Source organism: Aliibacillus thermotolerans (assembly GCF_027853235.1).
In the GTDB taxonomy this organism is placed as follows: domain Bacteria; phylum Bacillota; class Bacilli; order Bacillales; family Marinococcaceae; genus Aliibacillus; species Aliibacillus thermotolerans.
In genome coordinates this window covers 1-16,936 of sequence record NZ_WKJG01000045.1, presented here as the reverse complement: position 1 = coordinate 16,936, position 16,936 = coordinate 1, and the positions used below count along the sequence as shown (strand labels likewise).

The window sequence follows — 16,936 nt, the reverse complement described above, 5'->3', positions numbered from 1 at the left end:
GGTTCGTTGTACCCGAATTAACGCCTGTGGAGTGTTATACCAAACGAGAGTAGCTTCGGCAAAATCGGACACGTTGAAGCAGGAAATAAACAAAACTTTAGAGTTTTATAGAGTTTTGGCAACGGAAGGACTACTTTTCTCGCGCTTTTATCATGATTAATCGTCATAGGAGATTTGAATGATTTCACCAGTATAAGCGTTTACTTCTACTTCCGCTTCTCCTTTGTTTGAGTTGATTTCAATTTCGTAATACGTCATTCCATCATCGTCGTCTAATTCTGCTTCTTTCACTGTTCCACCTGTTTCAGCGAGGGCAATGTTGATTGCTTCATCCATGGAAACTGGGAAGGTGCTGTCATTTTGTTGTTGATGGTTGTTTTCTTTTTCGGAAGAAGCACTTCTTTTGTTAATCTGCTTTTGAACTTTTTCTTTTTCGTCTAATTTCACAATTTTTCCTGTATTGGCGTCCAATTTTAATTCGTATTTGTATTCGTCGCCGGTGATTTCCATTTCATACACTTCTTTTCCGTTTTCTCTTTCACGTTCTACTTCTGTCACAGTTCCCGGATATTGCTCGGTAGCGATTTGTTTTGCTTCTTCTTTGGAGATGGAAGCATCACCTGCCGTTGCTTGAAATTGTTGAATACCAATTGCGACAAGGCCAAGGGATACGACACATGCTGTAGCAATGATAAATTTTTTCATGTTCTCATTTCTCCTTTATTCGATGATGTCTTTATCTTAAGAAACGAACATGAAGAGGAGTTTAAATGAAAATGAGAAAATGATGAGAAAAGAGAAAGAAAACGGTAAACATCATTTTTTTGGTAACTGAATCGTAAAGACCGTTTCTTCTTTCGGTTTGCTTTCTACCGTGATGTTTCCGCCATGTTGTTTCATGATTTGAGACGCAATAGAAAGGCCAAGCCCTGTTCCTCCTGTTCGGCGCGAACGAGCTTTATCCACGCGGTAAAATCGGTCAAAAATATGTGCTTGATCTTCGTATGGAATCCCTTCTCCGTCGTTTCTCACAGTGATTTGAACGTGGTCGTCCGTCTCTTCTAAGGAAATATGAATTTCTTTTTCACTATATTTCACAGCGTTATCTAAGAGAATATACAATACTTGTTTCAATTGGTCTTCATCTGCATTGATCCAAATTTCTTTATCAGCGCTGTGGAGAGTAATTTCTCGTTCAAAGGAAAGGGAGAAGGAGTGGACGATTTGTTCGCACATTTTCGTCAGTGAAAAAAATTTTTTGATACATTTTACGTTTTCTTCACTTTGGGCCATCGTCAGCAATTGGTTGCTCATTTTTTTCATTCGTTCTGTTTCTGTTAAAATTGCTTCAATCGATTCTTCCAAAACTTCTGGTTTTTTTGCTCCCCATCTTTTTAATAGACGTGCGTAGCTATCGATAATAGAAAGGGGTGTGCGCAGTTCATGGGATGCATCTGACACGAAGTCCCGTTGTTTTTGAAAGTTTAATGAAAGACGGTCAATCATCTGATTAAATGACTGTCCCATTTCGTATATTTCATCTTTTGATTTTCTTTGAAGGTCAATCTTTTGCCACTCTCGTTCTTTTTGGACGACATTCATTGCGTGAATGAGCTCACGAATCGGTCGCAAAAATACGTTTCCAAGGAGATGTCCTCCTAATAAGGTTGGTAACAAAATGAATAAGGAAGAAGCGAATAAAACGATGCGTAAAACGTCCATGTTTTCTTGAAATCCTTCTACATGTTCAGCTACTTGCAAAGTGACGACTGTACCGTCTTCCCAAATGATCGGGCGGGTAATGACTGCGAAGGGCTGTCCACTTTCACTCTGAAAAATAGTGGAAGATTCAAACGTTTGGTATTGGTACGGTAACTCGGTAAACGCCGTTTCTTTTGTAATTGTTTGTAAGACAGAATCGTCTCTTGCGATAATGCGAATCATTCCATTTGCAGGAACATAAGCCCGTAACAGTTCTGGTATGTTTCCTGCCATGTTTTCCGTGGTATGCAAAGTTTCTGCGATGGCTTCTGCATGGGAATGCACCCGGTTGATTTCTGAACGAGAAGCAAAGGTATGAAATAGATAATAGACAGCGACATTGGCGACAATTAAAAGTAAAATCATCCAAATGGTAGAAAATAATTGGATTTTCGTTTTCAATTTCATTTATTATTTCCCCTGAGTGTATAGCCCACTCCTCGGACGGTATGAATGAGTGGGGATGAGAATGGCTTGTCGATTTTCTTGCGTAAGTATCGAATATATACATCAACGACGTTCGTATCTCCTGTGTAGTCATATCCCCACACTTCATGTAACAATTGCTCGCGCGTTAATACGATTTGTTCATTTTTCATGAGATAGACGAGCAAATCAAATTCCCTTGGAGTAAGCTCAATGGTCGTGTGTTTGCGAGTAACGATGCGTGTTTTCAGATGAACTTTTAAATCGTCAACCCGCAGAATGTCGTCTTTTTCTTTTCGGTTAGAACGTAATTGGGCTCGAATGCGAGCGAGCAACTCTTCAATTTCAAAAGGCTTCGTGACGTAATCGTTTGCACCAAGATCAAGCCCGCTTACTTTATCCGGCACTTCTCCACGAGCGGTTAAAAGAATGACAGGAGTGGTTTTATTTTCTTTCCGAAATCTCCGGAGCACTTCAAGACCACTTAATTCAGGAAGCATCACGTCCAGTAAAATTAAATCGTATTGATTCGAAAGGGCATGCTCGAGGCCGATGTCACCGGAATGAACGGAAGTAGTGTTATATCCTTCATGTTCTAATTCCAGTGAAAGCACCCGGGCAAGCTTTTCTTCATCCTCTACAATTAAAATCGTAGCTGAAGCCAAAATCATGTCACATCCTTAACGAATAGTAATAACAACTGTATTTTCATTGTACATGAAAGGACGAATATATGATAACTGACATTTTTTCTAAAAAAGCTGGACTTTTTTGATAAAATAAACTACAATAAGAACAAATGTTCTACATTCAATTACTTCTCAGTTTCCACAGGAGATATGATATGATGTTTGAAAGTATATCTGCTGGAAAAGGAGGTAGGATATGTGGAAGATAAAATGGATGCTCTCTTTCAAATGGTCAAAGGTCTAACGGTGGACATGGGATATATCAAAGATGATATTGGTGACGTGAAACAAGAGTTGGGACATGTTAAAAGAGAGATGGATATTCGTTTTGAAAAAGTCGATCAACGCTTTGATCAAGTGGATGCCCGCTTTGAAGAAGTGGATCAGCGCTTTGATCAAGTGGATGCCCGCTTTGAAGAAGTAGATAAGCGTTTCGACGAAGTAGATGCCCGCTTTGAAAAAGTCGATCAACGCTTTGATCAAGTGGATGCCCGTTTTGAAGAAGTAGATAAGCGTTTTGACGAAGTAGATGCCCGCTTTGAAGAAGTGGATCAGCGTTTTGACGAAGTAGATGCCCGCTTTGAAGAAGTGGATCAGCGCTTTGATGAAGTAGACTCCCGCTTTGAAGAAGTAGATAAGCGTTTCGACGAAGTAGATGCTCGTTTTGAAGTGGTGGATCAACGTTTTGATGAGATGGACACTCGTTTTGAAAAAGTCGACCAACGTTTTGATCAAGTGGATGCCCGTTTCGAAGTTGTGGATGAACGTTTTGACGACATCGACTCTCGTTTTGTAGTCGTCGACAACCGCTTCGATGAAATGGATACTCGCTTTGAAGCACGTTTTGATAACGTTGATTCCGAATTCCAAGTTGTCGCGCAACGTTTTGACGCGATGGATGAAAGCTTTGACTTAGTGGAAACACATTTTGCTGAAGTGGACAATCGTTTCCATCATATGGACGAACGCTTTGATACATTGGAATTAAAAGTAGACAATCTCACGTCCGAGTGTAGAAGTTATTTCAAACGGTTAGATGAGCGGGCCGATACCCATGAGTTAGTCATTGAGAAGCTCTCTTACCAAACGAATGTTCACAGTGGAAAAATTTCGGAGTTACAAGAAAAAATGAAATAAGTATACTTACTCCATTGAAATTTTTCCACTCATCATTTCTTTTCGTTTACCTTTCTTTTTAGTACTCGCTTCTCTTTTCAATCCCCTTTTCCACCGATACTTTTCGTACAAAACCACCAATCAAAACATTCGATTAGTCCTTTCTCTTGTTGTTTTAGCCGTTCTTTTTTCTCCATTTCATTTGTTGGCGCGGGAACGATTGCTTTCTCTCCAATGATTTGGTTTTCTGGCCAATCCGCCGGTAAAGCGACATCATAATAGTCAGCGGTTTGCAAAGCGGAAAGTGTCCGTAATATTTCGTGGAATCCTCTGCCAACTTCTGCCGGATAGAAAAAGATTGCTCGTATCACTCCATTTGGGTCGACGAAATAAACTCCTCGGACAGTTGCTGTATCTCCTGATGTATGAATCATTCCTAATGTTTTCGCAACGGTTCCTAACGGATCTGCAATAATTGGAAAAGTAATCGGAACCCCTAAATGTTTGTCAATCCATTCCGTCCATTTCATATGTGCTTGCACTTGGTCTACAGAGAGGCCGATAAGAGCGGTGTTACGTTTTTGAAATTGCGACATCAATGTTTGAAAAGCGACAAATTCCGTCGTACATACTGGAGTGAAGTCACCGGGGTGACTGAAAATAATAAACCACTTTCCGGAATAGTCGTCTGGTAAAGTAATCGATCCAAACGTCGTTTCTACCGTCATTTGTGGAAAGGCGTCACCGATAGTAAGAGGACGTTGTGTCTCTATTTGATCCATCTATATCCCTTCCTTACATTCATTTTACCTTAGTGTATGTTAGGTGTTTGTCACATGTTCCAAATAATATTTAAACAAACTTTTAAAATAAGTATTTGCGTTCAAAATTAAACGGTGATAAAATTTAAATTATATAAAAAGTCAGAATTTATTTAACGTTTTGTAAGGAATGGAAAGAAGAGGTGAAGAATATGATGCAGTTGGTGGACCAAGAACAAATTAATTGGACGAAATTTGAACAGTTTTTAAGAGAGAATATCGAAAACGTACCACCAGGAGAGCTACAAGTAAAAAAATTTACGGAAGGATATTCGAACCAAACATATCTCATTCAAATTGGCGATTGGGAAGCGGTGATGCGTCGTCCCCCTTTTGGAGAGATTCCACCGAAAGCCCATGATATGGAACGGGAATACCGATTGCTTAAAAAATTTAATCGCGTGTATCCACTAGCTCCGAAACCATACGTGTACGGAGAAGAAGAGAGTATTATGAATCGTCATTTTTACGTCATGGAAAAAAAGGAAGGTGTGGTCATCGACGATTCGTTACCTCCGTCTTTTTCTGACGCCAAAAAATATGGTCCTATTATTTCTGAAAGTATGATTCAGTCCCTTGTGCAACTGCAAGCGATTGATTGTGAAAAAGAAGGGTTAATGGATATTGGAAAGCCAGAAGGATATTTAGAAAGGCAAGTTCGAGGCTGGATGAAGCGGTTTGAACGTTCAAAAACAGATAATGTCATAACACCGACTAGTGTAGAGCGATGGTTATTGGAACATTTACCTGAAACGAGAGAAACGAGAATTGTTCATAACGATTTTAAATTAAATAATTTAGTGTTTGATGCGTCTGATCCTAGCAAGGTGAACGGTGTACTCGATTGGGAATTGTCGACGATTGGAGATCCGATGACGGATGTTGGGGCGGCGGTTTCTTATTGGATTCAACCAACTGACCCGGACTTAGGAATTACTGCCGTTACGAACCAAAAAGGTTTTTATAATCGAAGGGAATTTGTGGAAGCGTATGCTTTAGCAAGTGGGCGAGATATGTCCGATATTACGTACTACGTCACGTTTGGTTTTTATAAATTAGCGGCGATTCTCCAACAAATTTATTACCGATATGATAAAGGGGCTTTACAAGACGAACGTTTTAAATATTTATATCAATCGATTAATAACTTACTAGAGATGGCGGAATTAACGAAAAACAATCGTCTCTTGTAGCCATCAAATTAACTTGACATTCAAAATTAGAATTAATAGAATAATTATAATAATAGAAAAATATTGTAATTTAAGAAAGTGAAAGGGGCCTATATAGAGATGAAGATAGAAAATGTCGTAGCGGTCGTAACAGGAGGGGCTTCCGGGCTTGGAGAAGCAACGATTAGAAATATTGTAACAAACGGCGGGAAAGGAGTTATTTTAGATTTACAAGAAGAGCGTGCGAATCACCTCATCCAAGAATTAGGGGAAGATCAAGTTTTATTTGTTAAAACAGATGTAACTAGTGAAGAAAACGTACAGTCCGCGTTAAATCAAGCGGTGGAGACATTTGGTTATGTAAATGTGGTTGTGAACTGTGCAGGCATCGGTTCAGGAATGAAAACATATGGAAGAAGAGGACCGCACAGTTTAGATGAGTTTAGAAAAGTAGTGGAAGTAAACTTAATTGGAAGTTTTAACGTCATTCGCCTTGCAGCGGAAAAAATGAGCGAAAATCAACCGAATGACAACGAAGAACGCGGTGTGATCATTAATACATCCTCGGTAGCTGCTTTTGATGGGCAAATTGGTCAAGTAGCATACAGTGCTTCCAAAGGCGGGGTCGTTGGTATGACTCTCCCCATCGCAAGAGATCTTTCTTCTTACGGCATTCGTGTCATGACCATTGCGCCGGGATTATTTAAAACACCGCTGTTTGAAGCTTTACCTGACGAAGCGATTGAGTCGTTAGAAAAAATGACTCCATTCCCGCAACGTTTAGGGCAACCGGAAGAATATGGTCACCTCGTACAAGGAATTATCGAAAATCCGATGTTAAACGGAGAAGTCATTCGCCTAGACGGTGCGATTCGTATGCAACCAAAATAATCGAAGAAAGAGGGAATGAAATATGCGCGAAGCAGTAATAGTAGATGGCGTTCGAACACCGACGGGAAAATTTAAAGGGGCGTTAAGTGGCATTCGAGCGGAAGATTTAGCAGCCAAACCGCTGAAAGAATTAGTACATCGGACTGGCATTTCACCGTCATTAATAGAAGATGTCATTTTCGGATGCGTCACCCAAGTGTCGGAACAAGCGTTTGATATTGCCCGTCAAGCAGCTTTAATCGCTGATTATCCAATGGAAGTACCGGGAACAACGCTCGATCGTCAATGCGGTTCTAGTCAACAAGCAGTCCACTTTGCCGCTCAAGCAATTATTAGCGGGGATATGGATGTCGTCGTTGCCGGTGGAATAGAAAGCATGTCGCGCGTGCCGATGATGTCAAATATGCAAGGAACAGAGTTAAGTGAATCTCTTACTTCCAAATACAAAATTATTAATCAAGGATTGTCGGCGGAATTAATTGCAGAAAAATGGAAATTCTCGCGCGAAGAAATGGATGAGTTTTCGTTACAAAGCCATGAAAAAGCGATTCAAGCGCAAAAAGAAGGTCGCTTCAAAAAAGAAATTATGCCAGTGGAAGTAACGTTGGAAGACGGAACAAAAACAGTCATTTCCCATGATGAAGGGCCGAGGGAAGATACGAACTTAGAAAAGTTAGCTTCACTAAAACCTGCTTTTAAAGAAGACGGTAATATCACTCCGGGAAATTCATCTCAAATTAGTGATGGAGCTTCTGCCCTTCTCATTATGTCAAGGGAAAAAGCGGAGGAATTAGGGTTAAAACCACGCTTTAAAATTGTTGCCAGAACCGTTGTTGGGTCCGATCCAACGCTCATGTTAACGGGACCTATTCCAGCGACGGAAAAAGTGCTGAAAAAAGCAAATTTAACGATTGAGGATATTGATATTTTCGAAGTGAACGAAGCCTTTGCTCCGGTTCCAATGGCTTGGCTAAAAGAAACAGGTGCTGATCCAGAAAAATTAAATCCAAATGGAGGAGCGATTGCTCTTGGCCATCCATTAGGGGCAAGCGGTGGGCGTCTTTTGCTTACGATGATGAGTGAGTTAGAACGTACCGGAGGAAGATACGGTTTGCAAACGATGTGTGAAGGACATGGGATGGCCAACGCAACGATTATTGAAAGAATCGATGGATAAGGAAGGAGGAAAAAAGTTGACGACAAAAATCAAAAATATTTTTTACCGCGTAAACGGGAATATGGGAGAAACGATTCAATTTTACGAAGATGTATTAGGTTTGTCCCTTCAATTTAATGACCGGGATCAATGGGCGCAATTTAAATTAGGGGACGTTACGTTTGCCCTTGGAGGCGAAGAAGAAGTACCTGATAAATTGGAAGCCAATGCGGTCGTCACTTTTGAAGTGGAAAATATTGAAAAAATGAAAACGCTATTAGAAGAAAAAGGTTGTTGGGTAAGCGAGATACGAGATATGGGCAGTCACGGATCGACGTGTTACTTTTTTGATCCGGCGACAAACATTGTGCAGCTGTATCAAAAATAAAGAAAAGAGAGGGGTTTTTATACATGAGTCGTACAACGAATGATGTGATGGATTCACGGGAATTTCGAAACATTGTTGGAAACTTTGCCACGGGAATCACTGTTATTACGACGAAAAGTAAAGAAACACCGATGGGATTTACCGCTAATTCATTCACTTCTCTATCATTAGAGCCAAAATTGGTGTTATTTCACATTGATAAAGGCTCCAGTAATTACAATGTTTTTATGGAAACAGACCATTTCGCTGTGAATATTTTAGCAAATGATCAAATGGACGTATCGAAACAATTTGCGCAGAAAGACGTCGATCGTTTCGCCGGTATTGATTATGAAGAAAAAGTAACAGGTAGTCCGGTTCTCACAGGAACTTTAGCCTATTTGGATTGCAAAGTAGTAAATCGTTATGATGGCGGTGATCACACGATTGTCATTGGAGAAGTGGTAGATGTTGTTTTATCAGAAACACTTGTCTGGCCACAACTTATCGGCTTTCTGTTTATCGCAACGGGAATTATTTTAGGCTCTCAAACGAATCCTGCGCCACAACGAAAATTAGAAAAAAGTGCCATTTCGTAATTGATAGCAATAAATAAAGCAGGAGCTGTCCAAAAAGTGGTTGATGACTTTTTGGACATTTTTTATTACCGCTTCATCAGAAATTGCTTCTTGAAACGTCTCTTGGCCGAATCATGGCATGTTTGCAACACCAAAATCGAAATATATCATGGATAGTCATGGCATTGTTTCATCAAAGTATTGCTTTTGAAAGCAAGCCATGGATGGGTCAGGCTATCGTTTCATATAAAAATAACTAATGGAAGCAAGCCATGAATTGCTCATGGCACTGTTTCATTCAAAAATAGCTAATGGAAGCAAGCTATGACTGGATCATGGCACTGTTTCAACGCTAAATGATTGTTGAAAGGAACGCTCGATTTATTTTTCAGGACTTATTAGACAGCCTCTGCTTTTTATTAATACACGCTCACCTGTTGCCTTGCCAACATTCACGGTTATACGTAAGAAAACAGGAATAGAAAGGAATTTGTCGAATTGTACCAATAGGTATTGGAAGCTCGTTCAGAAAGGATGAAACGTGTGATCATTAGTAAATTTATGGCACCTGAAATTATTTTTGGAGAAGGGGCATTGGATCAAATCGGAGAAAGTTTTCTTCGTTTAGGTGCAAATAAAGTGCTCGTTGTTAGTGATCCTGGGGTATGTGATGCAGGTTGGGTAGAACAAGCTTTGACTCATTTAAAAAGTGTCGATCTTCCATACGCTACCTTTTTTAACGTAACGATGAATCCAAAAGATGATGAAGTGCATGAAGGGGCCAAAGTGTATCAGGAAGAAGAGTGTGACGCCGTTTTAGGAATTGGCGGTGGAAGTTCTTTAGATGTTGCGAAAGCAATTGCCATTATTGTGTCCAATGGCGGGAGCATCCATCAATATGAAGGAGTCGATCATATTCGCCGTCCATTGCCTCCAATCATTGCAGTTTCCACCACTGCTGGTTCCGGCTCAGAAGTATCTCAATTTTCAGTGATCGTGAATGCAAAAGATGGAAATAAAATGACGATTGTTTCTAAGTCGTTGATACCCGATATTGCCATCATTGATCCGGAAACGTTAATGACAAAAGATCCTGCACTCACCGCCTCTACTGGTTTAGACGTATTAACCCATGCAATCGAAGCTTACGTGAGCATTGTTGCAACTCCTTTAACGGACGTACAAGCTACAAACGCAATTCGCCTTGTTGCTTCAAATTTGCGTCCTTCTGTTGCGTCACAAACGAATAAAGAAGCGAAAAATAACATGGCAATGGCAAGTTTACAAGCAGGTCTAGCTTTTTCTAATGCAATTTTAGGCGCAGTTCATGCCATGTCTCATGCAATCGGGGGAAGATATTCCTTGTCCCACGGAGAGGTGAACGCCATTTTATTGCCTTATGTGATGGAATATAATTTAATGGCGCGACCAGATCGTTTTCAAGACATTGCCACGTTTATGGGAAAAGACATAAGGAATATGACACAAATAGAAGCAGCGAAAGCTTCTGTCTCATTAGTACGGGAATTGATTGAAGACATTCAAGCACCGAAAAAACTGTCAGAGATTGGTTTTCAAGACAAAGACTTAACATTTATGAGTGAAATAGCGTTACAAGATGCGTGCATGATTACAAACCCCCGCGATCTCACCGTGGAAGAAGTAAAAAGTTTATATATGAGAGCTTTATAGAATTCTTTGTAGTGGATGGTGGTGAACCTATGAGAAAAGATAAAAACAATATGATTGAACTATTAACGGGAGTGAAATCTTCTAAAAAAAGTTATTATATTGAACTGAAACGTACAATCGAAGCTTTAGAAAAGAAAAACATGAAGTTGGAAATTATCAATGATGTAACAAAGGGTTTTAATGTGAATATGCCGATGGAAGATATGCTCAAAAACGTCCTTGAAAAATTAGAACAAATTATCGTGGTGGACCGGATTAGTTTGTCTATTTTAGAAAAAGAAGAGCTAGTATTAACGGACTTTTACCCTGAAGACGCTTTTCATTTAAGGCCGGGAACGATTATCCCGAAACAACGTTCCATTTATTGGGAAGCAATCCATTATAAAAAGGTGATTACTTACAACGTTCCTAAAGATAACAAAGAAAATAAATATGTGGAAGAATCTGCTCTTCGTCGTTTACACATTCAATTTCTTTTACTCATTCCTTTATGTATGAAAGAAAAAGTAATCGGTGTATTGAGTTTAGGTAGCAACCGAGACATGACCCTTTCACAAGACGATGTGTCATTCTTGCAACAGTTAGCGGATCAGTTGGCTGTTTGTATTGAAAACGCTCATTTATATCAAGCGGTGCTCAGAGGAAAAGAAGAATGGGAGGAAACCTTTCAAGCGGTTCGTGACATGTTAATATACGTTGACATGGACCATAGGATTGTACGATACAATCAAGCAGTAAAAGAATTTTTCCAGCGAGATGATGACGAAATCAAAGGGAAAAAATGTCATGATTTATTATTTTCCAACGAAGAGGACTGTCCATTAGCAACAAGCTATTGTACGAAACAAATGGACTATCGCCAATTAACTCTTCACAATGACCGTATTTGCGATATTTATACGTATCCTGTCTTAAATGAAGCAGAAGAAATGAATGGAGTGATTATCTATATTAAAGATGTGACCGAACATGTCCAGACGCAAGCACAACTGATTCAATCTGGAAAATTAGTCGCGTTGGGTGAAATGGCTGCGGGGGTCGCACATGAATTAAATAGTCCATTAACAGCGATTATTGGAAACTCTCAATTGTTGCTGCGAGAACTGAAAAAAAGCGATGCTTCTTATCCTCTTGTGTATGATATTAATGAATGTGGAAAGCGCTCCCGAAGAATTATTCGTAATCTTCTTACTTTTTCTAGGCAAGAAGAGTATCAATTTGAGCCATGCTCTCTTCATCAAGCCATTGAAGAAGTGATTACACTCGTTGGTTACCAAATCACGAAACAACATATCGATATTGAGGTCGAACTTCATCCTTCTTTACCTTCCATTTATGGGAATATTCAACAACTAGAACAAGTAGTGATTAATCTTTTATTAAATGCAAAAGATGCTTTTGATGAAGTAGAGAGAGACAACCAACAAATTAGAATAAAAACGACAGTACAAGAAAAAGAAGAAAAAGATTTTGTCGCTTTAATCATTGAAGATAATGGGAAAGGAATGACAAAAAAAGAACTAAAAAATATTTTTCATCCTTTTTATACGACAAAAGAGAAGTTGAAAGGAACGGGATTAGGATTGTCGGTAAGTTTAGGTATTGTGAAAGCACATCAAGGATTTATTGATGTCAAAAGCAAGTTGGGTAATGGAAGCACATTTACTTTGTTTTTTCCAATATACGAAGGAGTGGAAGAAAATTGAACATTATTATTGTCGACGATGAAAAAGAAGTGGGTACATTTTTGTTCCATTTATTTCAAAGACAATCTTACCAAGTGGACGTGGTGACAAATGGAAAAGCATTTAAAGAAAAAGTCTCGGAAAACGATTATCAATTAGCATTGATTGACTTAAAATTACCTGACGTATTTGGGCTAGATTTACTTCGATATTTACGAGAAGTACGTCCGACTTGTAAAGGAATTGTGATGACAGGATACAGTACCGTCAAGACAGCAGTGGAAGCGATTAAGTTAGGGGCTTATGATTACATAGAAAAGCCGTTTGAAGACATTACGTATATTGAAACCCTTGTAAATAACGCGATTCAATCTGATTTCAAAAAAACAAAAGAAAATGATGTAAGAAGAATTGCGAACCGAATTGGTTTTGTCGTGGGTAAGTCAGAAAAAATGCAACAACTGATTCAAGTGGCAAACAAGTTTGCGGAGAAAAATATTAATATATTAATCGAAGGGGAAACGGGAACGGGAAAAGAAGTATTAGCTCGTTTTATCCATGAAGCAAGTGAACGGGCAGACCACCCATTTATCGGTGTCAACTGCGGCGCTTTAACAGAAACATTGTTGGAAAGTGAATTGTTCGGACACGAAAAAGGAGCATTTACAGGAGCGACAAAAGCAAGAAAAGGATTGTTTGAAATTGCGAATAATGGAACTCTTTTTCTCGATGAAATTGGGGAGGCTTCTCCGCCCATTCAAGTGAAATTGTTGCGCATCTTAGAAACAAGAGAGTATATGCGGGTGGGCGGAGAAGAGACGAAACGAACGAATGCTCGCATTATCGCCGCTTCTCATGTGGATTTACGAAAAGCAGTACAAGAAGGAACTTTCCGAGAAGATTTGTTGTATCGATTAGAAGTCGTCAAACTGTCCATTCCACCGTTAAGAGAACGGAAGGAAGATATTCCGTGTTTGCTCGATTATTTTTTGAAACAATACGGAAATGAGCATATTCGATTTTCGGATGAAGCGGTAGAAACGTTAAAAAACTATAAATGGCCTGGGAATATTCGGGAATTATCCAATATTGTAATGAGAGCACTTACATTGGCGGAAAGGGAAACAGTTACCATTTCTTCTAATTATTTACCAACGCACCTTCTCCATCCTTCAGAGAATAAGGAAGAAAAGAACGAACCGGTGAAAAATCGACCGATCCAATATGTCGATGAAACGAACGAATTGGAACAATACTTCCTTCAATGGAAAAATGAAATACTCGCTGCGTTACAACATAAAGAGTTAACGGATTTTCATGAAATTATTCAGCAGTTAAAAGAACTGGAAGTAAGGGTGGAAAGAGCTTTTGTAAGAGAAGCATTACGACGAACGTTAGGGAATCGAAGAGAAGCCGCAAAGCAGCTGAATATTAGTCCAAGAAAAATTCGATACGTATTACATGAGAAAAAGGAAGGAATAGAATAGGAAAAGGGCAAAGGGGGAGGGGTGTTTTCCTTCACTACCTCGTCAAAAGAGATTGGATGGGCAAATGTACTATGCTTTCGTTTAGAAATTTAAAACTTAAAACGGCTTATATCAAACGGAACTAAGTAGACTATTTATGCACTTTTCCAGATAGAACGAGTTAGAAAAAGCAAATTCAGGCGCGTTTCCATGAGAAAACGCGCCATAGCACCCTTTATTTCAATGTTGTTTGTTCTTCAATTTAGAAAAATCCTTGCGCATGTTCATGATAGTTAACTAATAAATTTTTCGTTTGTTGGTAATGGGACAGCATCATATGATGAGTTTCTCTTCCAATTCCTGACATCTTATATCCTCCGAAAGCAGCATGGGCAGGATACATATGATAACAATTCGTCCATATTCGACCGGCTTGAATACCTCGTCCAAAACGATAAGCGGTATTGATATTCCGGGACCACACGCCAGCTCCTAATCCATACAACGTGTCGTTCGCTATTTCTAATGCTTCTTCTGGCGTTTTAAAAGTAGTAACCGCAAGTACCGGGCCGAATATTTCTTCTTGAAAAATACGCATCTTATTATGTCCTTTAAAGATTGTAGGTTTGACATAATATCCGTTTCGTAAGTCTCCTTCTAATTGGTTTCTCTCTCCACCAATAAGGCATTCTGCTCCTTCTTGTTTTCCAATATCTATATAAGACATAATTTTTTCTAATTGTTCGGAAGATGCTTGGGCTCCCATCATCGTTTCTGTATCTAGCGGGTTTCCTATCTTTATCTTTTGCACACGTTCTAACGCTCTTTCCATGAAATCATCATAAATCGATTCGTGAATGAGTGCTCTTGAAGGACAAGTGCAAACTTCTCCTTGATTCAATGCGAACATGACGAGACCTTCAATCGCTTTATCTAAAAAAGCATCCTCTTTCTCCATAACGTCTGCAAAGAAAATATTTGGGGATTTGCCCCCTAATTCTAATGTCACAGGAATAATGTTTTCGGACGCATACTGCATTATTAATCGACCAGTAGTCGTTTCCCCGGTAAATGCAATTTTGGCAATTCGACGATTAGAAGCTAAAGGTTTTCCTGCCTCCACTCCAAATCCGTTGACAACATTTAATACACCCGGAGGCAATAAATCTTTTATCAATTCTAGCCACACCATCATAGAGGAAGGAGTTTGTTCTGCCGGCTTTAAAACGACACAGTTCCCGGAGGCAAGGGCAGGAGCAAGTTTCCATGTGGCCATTAAAAGTGGGAAGTTCCACGGAATGATTTGACCGACAACTCCTAACGGTTCGTGAAAATGGTATGCGACTGTATCTTCATCTATTTGAGAAATCGTTCCTTCTTGTGCGCGAATGGCTCCAGCAAAATAACGAAAATGATCGATTGCTAATGGAATATCTGCATTTAACGGCTCTCGTATCGCTTTTCCATTGTCCCATGTTTCTGCCACTGCTAACATTTCTTTATTTTGTTCCATTCGATCAGCAATTTGGTTCAATATTTGCGCACGTTCTGCCGGGGACGTTTTGCCCCATGAGTCTTTCGCTTGATGGGAAGCGTCTAAAGCAATTTCAATATCTTCGGCAGTTGAACGAGCCACTTGGCAAAACACTTCTCCATTTACGGGACTGACGTTATTGAAATATTCTCCTTTCACTGGTGCTTTCCATTCTCCATTAATAAAGTTGTCGTATTTTTCTTTGAAATTCACAAGACTGTGAAGACGATTTGGTGCTTCATAAAGCATTTCTTTTCCCCCTCATTTAGAAACAATAAATTTTTCTATTTTATTTATGAAAGAAAGGTTGCTCCATCATGAAAGAATGGAGCAACAATATGTGAGATTAGCGACGGAATAATCAAAAAAGTCAGTTATTCGTTAGAGATTTCTAGTACTACGCGACCATTAATTTCTCCGTTTTCTAATCGGTCAAAAATTTCGTTAATGTTATCGAGCGGTTGGGTTTCTATCATTGTTTTAATTTTTCCTTGAGCAGCTAATTCTAAGCATTCTTGTAAATCTTTTCTCGTTCCGACAATGGAACCTTTCACTGACACGCCATTGAGGACAGTGTCAAAGATAGGAATCGGTAACGTATCATTTGGTAAACCGACAACGACGAGACTACCTCCACGTTTAACAGTATGATAAGCTTGTTCAAAAGCTTTTTTCGTGACAGCTACACTAATGGCAGCTTGTACACCACCCACTTCTTCTTTTATTTTTTCTGCTGGATCTACTTTCATTCCGTTGACAGTGAGATCTGCCCCTAGTTTTTTAGCCAGCTCCAATTTGTCATCTTTAATATCTACTGCAATGACGTTGAATCCCATTGCTTTGGCATATTGTAGGGCAACGTGTCCAAGTCCTCCAATTCCATGAATGGAAACCCAATCTCCAGCCTTTGCACCCGACACTTTTAACGCTTTATAAGTTGTCACGCCGGCACAAAATAATGGTGCTGCTTCTTTAAAAGATAAAGCATCCGGAATTTTTGTTACGTACAACGCAGGGGCTTTGCAATATTCTGCATAAGCGCCATCGACAGAATAGCCGGCATTTAATTGATTCGGGCATAACGTTTCTCTCCCAGATAAGCAATATTCACACTCACCACAAGCAGAATATAGCCAAGGAATGCCTACGCGATCGCCGACTTTAACATTGGTGACATTTTCTCCAACTTTTTCGATGACACCGACACCCTCATGCCCGGGAATGAGTGGCATTTTTGGTTTCACTGGCCAATCTCCGTGGGCTGCGTGTAAATCAGTGTGACATACCCCACAAGCATGAATTTTTACTAATACTTCTCCCTGTCCTACCTCTGGAACTGGGACGTCTTTAATTTCTAACCTGAATTATTCATACTTCCAATGAAGATTTAATTTGATACCAAATCCAATGATTTTTTGTTATCTAAACAAGTAAGAGCTGTTAATTTCGATAAATATGATAAATGATAAAGGTGAATGGCAGTAAAATCCTGATTTTGGGCATACTACCCCCTTGGTCTTTCATCCTTTTAAAAAAACAGCTATTCAATTGAATTATTCTAGCTTAAGACGTTGAATTCGCT

Annotated in this window: 15 protein-coding genes; 9 read left to right on the top strand and 6 right to left on the bottom strand. The window is 39.4% G+C overall.

Going from position 1 to position 16,936, the window contains the following annotated elements; genetic code table 11:
• Positions 1–156: 156 nt before the first annotated feature.
• The 3 genes from GJS40_RS08115 to GJS40_RS08105 form a co-directional block, all read right to left on the bottom strand.
• Positions 157–705 carry a PepSY domain-containing protein gene (locus GJS40_RS08115; protein ID WP_270897383.1) on the bottom strand — a complete coding sequence of 183 codons (549 nt, stop codon included), beginning with the start codon at positions 703–705 and terminating at the stop codon, positions 157–159.
• 111 nt (positions 706–816) lie between these two features.
• Entirely contained in the window at positions 817–2,169 is a 1,353-nt protein-coding gene (locus GJS40_RS08110; RefSeq protein WP_270897382.1) for a sensor histidine kinase, read from the bottom strand.
• Positions 2,166–2,852, bottom strand: coding sequence for a response regulator transcription factor (locus GJS40_RS08105; RefSeq protein WP_270897381.1), 687 nt, complete (start codon positions 2,850–2,852; stop codon positions 2,166–2,168). Before GJS40_RS08105 ends, GJS40_RS08110 begins: the two co-directional genes overlap by 4 nt.
• Before the next feature lie 222 nt (positions 2,853–3,074).
• On the opposite strand from GJS40_RS08105, the gene GJS40_RS08100 reads away from it, so the two are divergent.
• Positions 3,075–4,013: a hypothetical protein gene (locus GJS40_RS08100; RefSeq protein WP_270897380.1), complete on the top strand. Its 939-nt coding sequence runs from the start codon at positions 3,075–3,077 to the stop codon at positions 4,011–4,013.
• Between the two features lie 77 nt (positions 4,014–4,090).
• Here the strand turns inward: GJS40_RS08100 and GJS40_RS08095 are convergent, their stop codons facing one another.
• A complete protein-coding gene (locus GJS40_RS08095) occupies positions 4,091–4,774 on the bottom strand; it encodes a peroxiredoxin (RefSeq protein ID WP_270897379.1) in 684 nt (227 codons plus the stop codon).
• A gap of 191 nt (positions 4,775–4,965) precedes the next feature.
• Here GJS40_RS08095 and GJS40_RS08090 point away from each other — a divergent pair, with 191 nt between their 5' ends.
• The 8 genes from GJS40_RS08090 (at position 4,966) to GJS40_RS08055 (ending at position 13,841) form a co-directional block, all read left to right on the top strand.
• Positions 4,966–6,006 carry a phosphotransferase family protein gene (locus tag GJS40_RS08090; protein ID WP_270897378.1) on the top strand — a complete coding sequence of 347 codons (1,041 nt, stop codon included), beginning with the start codon at positions 4,966–4,968 and terminating at the stop codon, positions 6,004–6,006.
• A gap of 99 nt (positions 6,007–6,105) precedes the next feature.
• The gene (locus GJS40_RS08085; protein WP_270897377.1) at positions 6,106–6,876 is read left to right on the top strand and encodes a 3-hydroxyacyl-CoA dehydrogenase; all 771 of its coding nucleotides are present in this window, start codon (positions 6,106–6,108) and stop codon (positions 6,874–6,876) included.
• Between the two features lie 22 nt (positions 6,877–6,898).
• Positions 6,899–8,053 carry a thiolase family protein gene (locus GJS40_RS08080; protein WP_270897376.1) on the top strand — a complete coding sequence of 385 codons (1,155 nt, stop codon included), beginning with the start codon at positions 6,899–6,901 and terminating at the stop codon, positions 8,051–8,053.
• 16 nt (positions 8,054–8,069) lie between these two features.
• The gene (locus GJS40_RS08075) at positions 8,070–8,420 is read left to right on the top strand and encodes a VOC family protein (protein ID WP_270897375.1); all 351 of its coding nucleotides are present in this window, start codon (positions 8,070–8,072) and stop codon (positions 8,418–8,420) included.
• 23 nt (positions 8,421–8,443) lie between these two features.
• Positions 8,444–8,998, top strand: coding sequence for a flavin reductase family protein (locus GJS40_RS08070; RefSeq protein WP_270897374.1), 555 nt, complete (start codon positions 8,444–8,446; stop codon positions 8,996–8,998).
• 522 nt (positions 8,999–9,520) lie between these two features.
• The gene (locus GJS40_RS08065; RefSeq protein WP_270897373.1) at positions 9,521–10,669 is read left to right on the top strand and encodes an iron-containing alcohol dehydrogenase; all 1,149 of its coding nucleotides are present in this window, start codon (positions 9,521–9,523) and stop codon (positions 10,667–10,669) included.
• A gap of 29 nt (positions 10,670–10,698) precedes the next feature.
• A complete protein-coding gene (locus tag GJS40_RS08060; protein WP_270897372.1) occupies positions 10,699–12,375 on the top strand; it encodes an ATP-binding protein in 1,677 nt (558 codons plus the stop codon).
• Positions 12,372–13,841, top strand: a complete 1,470-nt coding sequence (locus tag GJS40_RS08055; protein WP_270897371.1) for a sigma-54-dependent transcriptional regulator — start codon at positions 12,372–12,374, stop codon at positions 13,839–13,841. The genes GJS40_RS08060 and GJS40_RS08055 overlap by 4 nt, the downstream gene beginning before the upstream one ends.
• A gap of 241 nt (positions 13,842–14,082) precedes the next feature.
• On the opposite strand, the gene adh is transcribed toward GJS40_RS08055, so the two are convergent.
• Complete coding sequence (gene adh / locus GJS40_RS08050) at positions 14,083–15,603, bottom strand: aldehyde dehydrogenase (protein ID WP_270897370.1); 1,521 nt, start codon at positions 15,601–15,603, stop codon at positions 14,083–14,085.
• A 125-nt stretch (positions 15,604–15,728) separates the two neighbouring features.
• Positions 15,729–16,706: an alcohol dehydrogenase AdhP gene (gene adhP, locus GJS40_RS08045; RefSeq protein WP_270897384.1), complete on the bottom strand. Its 978-nt coding sequence runs from the start codon at positions 16,704–16,706 to the stop codon at positions 15,729–15,731.
• Positions 16,707–16,936: the final 230 nt, after the last annotated feature.

What these genes read in the sequence shown, in the direction of transcription:
- GJS40_RS08085 (WP_270897377.1), top strand. Translation starts at nt 6,106, where the DNA reads ATGAAGATAGAAAATGTCGTAGCGGTCGTAACAGGAGGGGCTTCCGGG.
- GJS40_RS08115 (WP_270897383.1), bottom strand. Translation starts at nt 705, where the DNA reads ATGAAAAAATTTATCATTGCTACAGCATGTGTCGTATCCCTTGGCCTT.
- GJS40_RS08080 (WP_270897376.1), top strand. Translation starts at nt 6,899, where the DNA reads ATGCGCGAAGCAGTAATAGTAGATGGCGTTCGAACACCGACGGGAAAA.
- GJS40_RS08060 (WP_270897372.1), top strand. Translation starts at nt 10,699, where the DNA reads ATGAGAAAAGATAAAAACAATATGATTGAACTATTAACGGGAGTGAAA.
- adh (WP_270897370.1), bottom strand. Translation starts at nt 15,603, where the DNA reads ATGCTTTATGAAGCACCAAATCGTCTTCACAGTCTTGTGAATTTCAAA.
- GJS40_RS08090 (WP_270897378.1), top strand. Translation starts at nt 4,966, where the DNA reads ATGATGCAGTTGGTGGACCAAGAACAAATTAATTGGACGAAATTTGAA.
- GJS40_RS08110 (WP_270897382.1), bottom strand. Translation starts at nt 2,169, where the DNA reads ATGAAATTGAAAACGAAAATCCAATTATTTTCTACCATTTGGATGATT.
- GJS40_RS08095 (WP_270897379.1), bottom strand. Translation starts at nt 4,774, where the DNA reads ATGGATCAAATAGAGACACAACGTCCTCTTACTATCGGTGACGCCTTT.
- GJS40_RS08070 (WP_270897374.1), top strand. Translation starts at nt 8,444, where the DNA reads ATGAGTCGTACAACGAATGATGTGATGGATTCACGGGAATTTCGAAAC.